The following is an 8494-nucleotide window of genomic DNA, read 5'->3' on the forward strand; positions in this document are numbered from 1 at the left end:
GAGCTTCTTTGCTGTGTTGAAGTCGGAGTTCTTTTACTTGAACAAATTCGGCAGCGTCGATGAGCTACAAGCTGGCATCAAGAAGTACATCCGATATTACAATCACGACCGCATCAAGATGAAACTAAAAGGGCTGAGTCCTGTGCAATACAGAACCCAGCCCTTGGCTACCTAACAAACTTAACCGTCCAACTTTACGGGGTCAGTTCATTCGAGCTGCCTTTTTTCGTCCGCGATTAGTCTACGACCTCAGTACACCGTCACGCCCGGCGCCAGCGGCGGCCCGTCATCGGTCGGATGCCCCTTGCGCAGCATGACCGTCAGCGTCGACGGGTAATCGAATCCGGCGCCGGTGTTTTTGTCGACGAAGATGCCAACGCCGGCCGTCATCACCACATTCCCCCACAAGCTGCCGTTTTCCTTCGAGCTGACTTTTTCATAGGCCCAGTCGGCACCGTCGCTGCGGCAGTCTATGCGCATCGGCCCCGCGCTTTTCTTGACGGTGATGCGCGCCGGCGTCGTCACGAACCACTTGCCGACGTCGTTGTACAAGACGCAGCCGACGCCCGTCACTTCGCGGTGATCCAGCACGGTCTGCACCACCACTTGCTGTTCGGTCGATTCGGTGATGGTGGCGCAGCCGGCGATGGCGATCGATGCCAGGGCGGCGATGGCGGCAAGGTGCGCGCTGCGTTGAAGGTGGTGCGGGATCATGGTCGGCCTCTCGTTAAGGTGCTGCCGGCCCAGTATAAACCTGAAGCGGCGCCGCCTTCAACGCCGGACCGGCAAGGGCTGGTTGCCGGGAACGGCGACCGCCGTCACGCTGTTGGTGGGACTGCCGTCGACCAGGCGATCCGAATACACCAGATACACCAGCGCGTTGCGCTTGACGTCGACCATGCGCACCACGCGCACATGCTTGAAGAAGACCGAGGCGCGCTCGGTGAAGACTTCTTCCTGCGGCGGCAAGGCGCCGCGGAAGGTCAGCGGGCCGACCTGGCGGCAGGCCACCGACGATTCCGACTTGTCTTCGGCCAGGCCGATGGCGCCCTTGATGCCGCCGGTCTTGGCGCGCGACAGATAGCAGCTGACGCCAGCGACGCGCGGATCGTCGAACACTTCCACCACGACTTTGTGATCTGGCCCCAGCAGCTGGAACGCGGTATCGACGGCGCCCAGCGTTTCGGCCGCGGCCCGAGTCGGCGCGGCGCAGATCGCGGCCAGCAAAATGGCCGTCGCCGCGGTGGCGGACAAGGTCCGGGGCATCGGCCGCTGAACGCGCATCGGAGCCACCGTCAATCGATGGCGACGAAACGCTGCACCATCACGCCGTCGACTTCGATCAACTCGAAAAACACGTGTTCAGGCCGGGTCCAGATGGAACCATCGGCGGCGCGATAGACGATCATCGGACTCAAGTCCGATTCCAGGGTGGCGACGCAAACCAGATCGTAGAGCCCCCCTTTGTAGTGCCTGAAACGCATGCGGCGCCCGTTTAGTTGGCGGGACGGGAGACCGCGGCGACGCGCTCTTCCGACTCGTCCTTCTTGGCCTTCTTGAGGCTTTGGATGACCTTCAAGATATCCTCCATCGCCGTCTCGCTGTCCAGGGTTGCGAACGCGTCCAGCACTTCGTTCAACACTTGGTTGCGCACCACCGCCTCGTCGGCGTTGATGACCGGAACCCGCTGCAATGCCCCGCGCGCGCCGCCAGCCTTGTCGGCCACCGCTTCTTTTTGCGCGGCTGTTTTGCGGCCGGCCGGCGATTTTCCATGCTCCAGCGCCGCTTGCCAGATGACCCAGCGGCGTTGCGTCTCAAATACCAGATATTCGTCTGGCTTGTCTTCGCGCCTGCGCACGATGTGACCGTCACGCTGCGCCCATGCTTCAAATGCAGATCGCATTTTCTTCCTTTACAAATGCTTCACGCATAGCTCACTGTTAAAACTACAAGTATTTCCTCATAGTACCATTTATTGGCGATTTACAACATCTAGTTTACACCGCTTTGTAATTTTCATGGTTGCTAACAAGGAACGAAATTTTGAAATACGCTATTGGACTATGCATATTTCGATAATTATTTATTCTAGTTCTATTTTGATAACAATGAAGCATAATCGGCAATTATTTTTGCAAATATCAGATTTCGCAACATTTTATGGGCTGTTGCACCATTATGGAGAGCTATTTTGTGTGTATTTTTATAAATTTCGTGAAAAAAACAAAAGTTTGACCGAAGTCACACAAATTGGTTCCACGGTCAAATAAAAACCACACCGCCCCTTCCCGGCCGGCGCCGCGCGGCACCCGCAGCGGTCCATTGCGGTAAGATGCGGCCATCCGGGGCACCTGCCCTGCCCGAAAAATCGCAAGGATGACCATCTGATGAAACTCGCCATTTGCAAGCTTCATTAGCGTCTCGGGATGTTCCGATACAGTCCAGTCGTCTATGGATAAGCTTCGCAGGCTTGCCCGCGAACATCGCGTTAACATCAATAAAGGTGGATATCCGGCCACCGCAAAGCAGAAACCAAAGATTAGGTCGCGTGATGCTTGGTTGAAATGAGATGCAAAGGCGCACTTCAGCAGATCCATGAGGACATCAAAGAGCCGGGCTATGAGGGGTCGCATGGTTGCGTTTTTTGCCACACAGTGGAGACGGGTCAATCGAACTGGGCAATTTAGCAAACGAGCACGCAAAGATCTGGCAGCGACTATTACTTGAAGGTACTAATCCGGAAAGGGATAGCAAAATGCGCCACCAAAGAGAACTATCAAGAGCTTGAGTTTGCTGAAGATCCGTTGCAAGTCATGCATCAGCTTATCCGGACACCGCCACCATTCCCGGCCCGTCATCTGCCGGTCCTATCAGGCGCAACAATCGATAAACCTTCCTAGGAGAACGGTTAATTTCCTGGATAGTCCGAGTCTGAATCTCCAGCCTCATCGGTTTATTAGAAATATGACGGGCATCTATGGTCGTCCCCTCGATATCCTGCTGACCGGCGATTTGAGCAGCAGCCAATGGGGAAACTGATCCACCAAATGTGATGCGTACATCAGATTGCATCACTTCGAACTCAAAGCGCCGTCCGGTGGGCAGTACAAAAAGTGTGCCCTCCATTTCTTCCCCGACCTCCTCAATCTGGATCGCTTGCACCCGACTACGGGCTAGCGACACCATTGCCCTGTCAAGCAGGAAGTCCCGCTTACCATTGACAACACGCATCGTTGCCTGCTGCTCGTCCAGGAGCAGGAAGAAATCTCTTAGACTGCCCAGTATACGTTGATCCAAGGCCGCTGCCGCCTCATCAAATAGGCCTTCATCCGCAGCACCTACACACGACAAAATATCCGCCACCTCATCAACAATCGTATGAAGAGGCGTGTCAACCAGTGGCGCCGTCTCTCCGGATTCTTCCAACACAAATCCAACAGAACCACGGACGATATTGGTCACCAGCATTTTCGAATGATTTGCTAGCGGCAGGCGCCCCTTCTGGTTGAGCACGCCATGTTGGTCCGAATACCGTTTGGCAATAAGGGCTTGCAGTTCATCGAGCGCCTTGCCGGCGAAGTCTGCATTGATTCCACGTGAACCTTGGACGGGACCGCCGCCGAAAAACACACCCAGTTCGGCATGCTTATCGATACGCGACTCCAACCGCCGCAACTTCTCCCGGATATCGTCCTTCTTCAGTGAAAATTGAAAATGGCCGACGGGATCGTCGTCTTCTGGATTCGATGCGAGAATTGCCTCCACTGCGGCCAGATCTGCGGCCAATGCATCATGTTCAAGTTTTCTGAGCATTTTGCAATCCTCCCAATCCAATCTCCTGCAAATTAATCCAAGCCAATGCCGCCGCGTCATCTGAAATGAGGGGCACTTGCAATATCCCCTTCCAGAGGAAGGTTTCACGCTGGTGCGAAAATAACCCGAAATAGTAGCGGGTTTTGTCGACCAAGCTCATCGCTTTGATCGTCAAGTCCACGAAGAAGGCTTCGCAGTGATAGGTATCCCTTGCCATCTTGGAGTGAAAGATCGGCAGGTTCGCGTTAACCAAGGCGCGCTTTTCTGGAACAGTTCCCGGAATTGGCGTGAACGTGACAATGTCAATGTCCTCCGGTGGTCGACCACGAACTGCTTCGATGTCTTCAACGAAACTCCCATCGAGCCATTGATAGCCCTCCGTCAGCCCAAGATTACGTACCGCTTCCCTGTATGATAGCAGGCCCCGGAAAATTTCAATCCGTTCGACGGATGTAGCGAATCGTTGCGCCACCTCCAACAGCGACGCAGAATAAGGTGACATAGCGCCAGGTTCATCCCCGAGGAAAGGTGGAAGAACCGAGGACGTGTTCAGTTTGGGGATCATCGCTGCCCAGATTGCCAGTAAGTATTATTTCCATAATGGCATGCTGGCATGGAATTGCAATCACCACGGCGGCTTCGCTGAAATCGGCTAACATGACGTCAATACAACAGGTATGTTCATCGCCTACCACCGCAATAGCGGGTAGCTAGCCGGGTAGTTAAATATAAAACACCACAAAATGGTGATGCTAAGCCGTTGAATTAAAAAGAAAGTCTATATCATATGAAACTCGCCACCTGGAACGTCAACTCGCTCAATGTCCGTCTGCCACACGTGCTCAAGTGGCTGGCAGAAAACCCGGTCGACGTGCTGTGCCTGCAAGAAACCAAGCTGACCGATGACAAATTCCCCGCCGCCGCCATCGAAGCGGCCGGCTATCAGGTCGTCTTCAGCGGCCAGAAAACCTATAACGGCGTGGCCATCCTGTCCAAGCTGCCGATGACGGACGTCGTCAAAAACAATCCCCGCTACGACGACCCGCAACAGCGCATCCTGGCCGCCACGATAGACGGCGTGCGCGTGGTCTGCGCCTATGTGCCGAACGGCCAGAGCGTCGAGTCGGACAAATACGAATACAAGCTGGGATGGCTGGCCGCCTTCCACGACTGGCTGCGCGAACAGGCGCTGGAACATCCGCAGCTGGCCGTCGTCGGCGACTACAATATCGCGCCGGAAGACCGCGACGTCCACGATCCGGCGCTGTGGGCCGGCCAGGTGCTGGTGACGGACCTGGAGCGCGCAGCGCTCACGCGCCTGATCGACATCGGCCTGACGGACGCCTTCCGCCTGTTCGAGCAGCTCGACAAATCGTTCAGCTGGTGGGACTACCGCCAGCTCGGCTTCCAGAAAAACAAGGGCATGCGCATCGATCACATCCTGCTGTCGGCGCCGCTGGTGGCGCGTTGCAGCGCCTGCGTCATCGACCGCGCGCCGCGCAAATGGGCGCAGCCCTCCGATCACGCACCGGTGATCGCCACCATCGATTAAGCGCCCGATTAGCGGCCGCTTGGCAACCCCATCAAGCGGCCGATAAATTATCGGCGGGGCGCAGCAGCAGCCGCGCGCTGTCATGCGGCACCGGCTGCGAGAACAGATAGCCTTGCGCGTACTGGCAGCCATGCTGCCGCAACAACGCGTACTGGCCTTCGGTCTCGACACCCTCCGCCACCACCAGCAGTTGCAGGCTGTTCGACAGCGCGATGATCGCGGCCACGATGGCGCGGTCTTCCGCGCTCTGCTCCAGATCCTTGATGAAGGCGCGGTCTATCTTCAGCTTCTTGACCGGGAAGCGCTTCAGATAGGCCAGGCTGGAATAGCCGGTGCCGAAATCGTCGATCGACAGCCGGATGCCCATGTCGTTGATCTGCCGCAGAATGTCGAGCGTGTGCTCGCCGTGCTGCATCAGCGCCGTCTCCGTGATTTCGAACTCGATCATGTTCGGCGCGATGCCGGTTTCGTCGAGGATGCGGCGGATCGAATCGACCAGGCCCCGATGCATGAACTGGCGCGGCGACAGGTTGACCGCCAGCGGCACCGGCTGCAATCCCTGGCGCTGCCACTCCATGCTTTGCTCGCAGGCGCGCCGCATCACCCATTCGCCGATCGGCACGATCAAGCCGTTTTCCTCGATGATGGGGATGAAGCTGTCCGGCAGCACCAGGCCCAGGCCGGGGCGGCGCCAGCGCAGCAGCACTTCCATCGTGTGCAGGCGGCGCGTGCCGATGTCCATGATGGGCTGGTAATGCAGCTCGAACTGACGCAGCGCCAGCGCGCCGCGCAAGCTGCTCTCCAGTTCAAAGTGCTGCGACGCGGCCTGGTTCATCACCTGCGTGAAGAACTGGTAGTTATTGCGCCCGCTGGCCTTGGCGTGATACATGGCGGCGTCGGCGTGGCGCATCAGCGTTTCGACGTCGCCGCCGTCGTCGGGATACACGCAGATGCCGATCGACGGCGTGATGTGCAGCGTGCGGCTATCGAGCGGGAACGGCGCGGCCAGCGCCTCGATGATTTTTTCGGCGACGGCGGTGGCCTCGTCGGCGCTGCGGATGCCCGGCACCAGCACGACGAATTCATCGCCGCCCAAACGGGCCACGGTGTCGCTGGCCCGCACCGCGCGGCACAGCCGGCTGGCCACTTCCTTGAGCAGCTGGTCGCCGGTCATGTGGCCGAGCGAATCGTTGATGGTCTTGAAGCGGTCCAGGTCGAGGAACATCACCGCCAGACGACGCTCGGAGCGCTGCGCCGCCAGCATCGCGCGGTCCAGCCGGTCCGACAGCAGCGCGCGATTCGGCAGGCCGGTCAGGCTGTCGTGGTAGGCCATGTGGTGCACGCGCGCCTCGGCCTGGCGCCGCTCGACGATCTCGCCCTGCAGCAGCGCGTTGGCGCCGGCCAGTTCGGCGGTGCGTTCAAGCACCCGCACTTCGAGTTCGTCGCGCGCGCGGCTGACCGCGTCGGCCGCCTCGCGCCGCGCCGTGATGTCGTCGACCAGCCACACCGAGCGTCCGTTCGGCACGCCCAGATCGAAGGGCCGGCCGGACAGCCGCGCCCAGAAACGGCTGCCGTCCTTGCGCACCAGCTGATATTCGGAGACGTTGACGCGGCCCGCGCGGAAGTCGCTGGCGGTCTGGTCGCGCGCCGTCTGCCACGCCAGCGCGCTGCCGTAAAAAGCGCGCACGCTCAAATGATTCATCTCGCCCGGCGCATAGCCGAACAGCTCTTCCATCTTGGCGTTGCAGCGCAGGTTGCTGCCCTGCTCCACCACCGAGATGCCCAGCACCGCGCTGTCGAGTATCGCCTGGTTTTCCAGCAGCGCGTTGCGCAGCGACTCCTCCGATTTCTTCTGCGCGCTGCGGTCGTCGAAAATCCAGATCGTGTCCTGCTGCGAGCGGCCCGGATTGATGACATAGCCGAATGCGTGCGACCAGAACGTGGTGCCGTCCTGGCGCCGCATTTCCATCTCGGCCTGATAGGGCTTGTTGCGCGCCAGCAGAGGGCGGACCTTGCGCACCACGGCGTCGAACGCGTCGAGCGAGGGATAGAGCGTCTCGGTCAGCTGGCCCACGCCGCTGTCGCCGGTGAAGCCGAAGAATTCGGCGAAGCGGTCGTTGTAGCGCAGGATGCGGTTGTCGCGCTGGAAGCCGATGGCCAGCGGCGCGCTGTCCATGATGGCCTGCATTTCGAGCAGGGCGCGGCGCAGTTTTTCTTCATCGCTGCGATGGTCGTCGATGTCCTCGATGATCCATACGGTGCCGTCGTCGGTGTCGGAGGGATCGATGGCGCGGCCGTACAGGCGGCACCATACGAGCGAGCCGTCGCGGCGCCGCAACTGCGCCTCGCGGGTGTAGGACTGGCCGGCCGCCAGCAGCGGGCCCGATTCCAGGCCGATGTCGGCGTAGTGCTGCTCGCTCGGATAGACGCTGACGCTGGCCGCGCCTTCGAGTTCGTGGCGCGCGTAGCCGAGCATTTCGGCGCAGCGGATATTGCACTCCTGGATGCGCGACTCCTTGCTGAACAAGATGCCGACGGCGGCGTTTTCCAGGATGGCCTGCTGCTCGAGCAGCGTTTTGCGCAGCGCGCGCTGGTCGCGGTGGACGCTGCTGATGTCGTTGAAGATGATGGTGGCGCCGCCCGTCGCGCTACCCAGCGGCAGCGGCTTGACCCACAGCTGCACCGACACGTACTGGCCGCCGGCGCGCGTCACGCAACTGTCCCAGCGCTCGCCGGCGCCGCCCGACGACGCCAGCGCCGCGTCGAGCTGCTCGGTGCTGGACTCCTTCACATGGCGCGCGAACAAATCGCCGACCTGGCGCCCCAGGGGGTTCAGTCCCAACAGGGTTAACAACTCCGCGTTCGCGGCCAGCACCACGCCGGCGCCATCGCAGGCGCAGGCCGGGATGCCGATCAACTGCAAGGCGTCGGAGACAAAATCGGGATTCGTCGAAACTCGGTTCATGTACACAAGAGCACCATGTGAAAGACGCTGCCTCACACGGCATCGTGTTGAAAGATCATAAACTAGTATGGTGGGTTTAGCTACACCGCGCGCATCACTTAAAAACGACACACTGGATGCGGCCCCGCAAACGATATCGGGGTCAGACCACGGTTTCGAGAGAT

The 8494-nt window shown here is 59.5% G+C and carries 10 protein-coding genes; 2 read left to right on the top strand and 8 right to left on the bottom strand.

All coding sequences use genetic code 11. The annotated features are described in order from the left end of the window. The coding region (locus Q0S71_RS09640) for an IS3 family transposase (RefSeq protein ID WP_295994284.1) at nt 1-175 on the top strand (175 nt) is incomplete at its 5' end. 74 nt (nt 176-249) lie between these two features. Here Q0S71_RS09640 and Q0S71_RS09645 read toward each other — a convergent pair. The 7 genes from Q0S71_RS09645 to Q0S71_RS09675 all read right to left on the bottom strand — a co-directional run bounded on the left by Q0S71_RS09645 (nt 250) and on the right by Q0S71_RS09675 (nt 4378). Beyond that, a complete protein-coding gene (locus Q0S71_RS09645; protein WP_295994270.1) occupies nt 250-714 on the bottom strand; it encodes a hypothetical protein in 465 nt (154 codons plus the stop codon). 57 nt (nt 715-771) lie between these two features. Next, on the bottom strand, nt 772-1230 hold the full coding sequence (locus Q0S71_RS09650; protein WP_295994286.1) for a CreA family protein: 459 nt from the start codon (nt 1228-1230) through the stop codon (nt 772-774). 65 nt (nt 1231-1295) lie between these two features. After that, a complete protein-coding gene (locus Q0S71_RS09655) occupies nt 1296-1484 on the bottom strand; it encodes a DUF1653 domain-containing protein (protein ID WP_295994271.1) in 189 nt (62 codons plus the stop codon). A gap of 11 nt (nt 1485-1495) precedes the next feature. Further along, the gene (locus tag Q0S71_RS09660) at nt 1496-1903 is read right to left on the bottom strand and encodes a hypothetical protein (RefSeq protein ID WP_295994273.1); all 408 of its coding nucleotides are present in this window, start codon (nt 1901-1903) and stop codon (nt 1496-1498) included. A gap of 283 nt (nt 1904-2186) precedes the next feature. After that, nucleotides 2187-2597 (bottom strand): hypothetical protein, encoded by a 411-nt coding sequence (locus tag Q0S71_RS09665; protein ID WP_295994275.1) that lies wholly within the window; start codon nt 2595-2597, stop codon nt 2187-2189. Nucleotides 2598-2823: 226 nt separating this feature from the next. Next, entirely contained in the window at nt 2824-3813 is a 990-nt protein-coding gene (locus Q0S71_RS09670; RefSeq protein WP_295994277.1) for a hypothetical protein, read from the bottom strand. Continuing rightward, nucleotides 3797-4378: a hypothetical protein gene (locus Q0S71_RS09675; RefSeq protein ID WP_295994279.1), complete on the bottom strand. Its 582-nt coding sequence runs from the start codon at nt 4376-4378 to the stop codon at nt 3797-3799. Before Q0S71_RS09675 ends, Q0S71_RS09670 begins: the two co-directional genes overlap by 17 nt. 222 nt (nt 4379-4600) lie before the next feature. Here Q0S71_RS09675 and xth point away from each other — a divergent pair, with 222 nt between their 5' ends. Next, nucleotides 4601-5365, top strand: coding sequence for an exodeoxyribonuclease III (xth, locus tag Q0S71_RS09680; protein ID WP_295994281.1), 765 nt, complete (start codon nt 4601-4603; stop codon nt 5363-5365). A 31-nt stretch (nt 5366-5396) separates the two neighbouring features. On the opposite strand, the gene Q0S71_RS09685 is transcribed toward xth, so the two are convergent. Next, a complete protein-coding gene (locus tag Q0S71_RS09685) occupies nt 5397-8330 on the bottom strand; it encodes an EAL domain-containing protein (protein WP_295994282.1) in 2934 nt (977 codons plus the stop codon). Nucleotides 8331-8494: the final 164 nt, after the last annotated feature.

The sequence above is a fragment of the Rugamonas sp. genome (assembly GCF_025354735.1).
GTDB lineage: Bacteria > Pseudomonadota > Gammaproteobacteria > Burkholderiales > Burkholderiaceae_D > Rugamonas.

Bases quoted from the DNA above. Each gene is read 5' to 3' on its own strand.
- Q0S71_RS09645 (WP_295994270.1), bottom strand. From the start codon at position 714: ATGATCCCGCACCACCTTCAACGCAGCGCGCACCTTGCCGCCATCGCC.
- Q0S71_RS09675 (WP_295994279.1), bottom strand. From the start codon at position 4,378: ATGATCCCCAAACTGAACACGTCCTCGGTTCTTCCACCTTTCCTCGGG.
- Q0S71_RS09685 (WP_295994282.1), bottom strand. From the start codon at position 8,330: ATGAACCGAGTTTCGACGAATCCCGATTTTGTCTCCGACGCCTTGCAG.
- Q0S71_RS09660 (WP_295994273.1), bottom strand. From the start codon at position 1,903: ATGCGATCTGCATTTGAAGCATGGGCGCAGCGTGACGGTCACATCGTG.
- Q0S71_RS09655 (WP_295994271.1), bottom strand. From the start codon at position 1,484: ATGCGTTTCAGGCACTACAAAGGGGGGCTCTACGATCTGGTTTGCGTC.
- Q0S71_RS09665 (WP_295994275.1), bottom strand. From the start codon at position 2,597: ATGGATCTGCTGAAGTGCGCCTTTGCATCTCATTTCAACCAAGCATCA.
- xth (WP_295994281.1), top strand. From the start codon at position 4,601: ATGAAACTCGCCACCTGGAACGTCAACTCGCTCAATGTCCGTCTGCCA.
- Q0S71_RS09670 (WP_295994277.1), bottom strand. From the start codon at position 3,813: ATGCTCAGAAAACTTGAACATGATGCATTGGCCGCAGATCTGGCCGCA.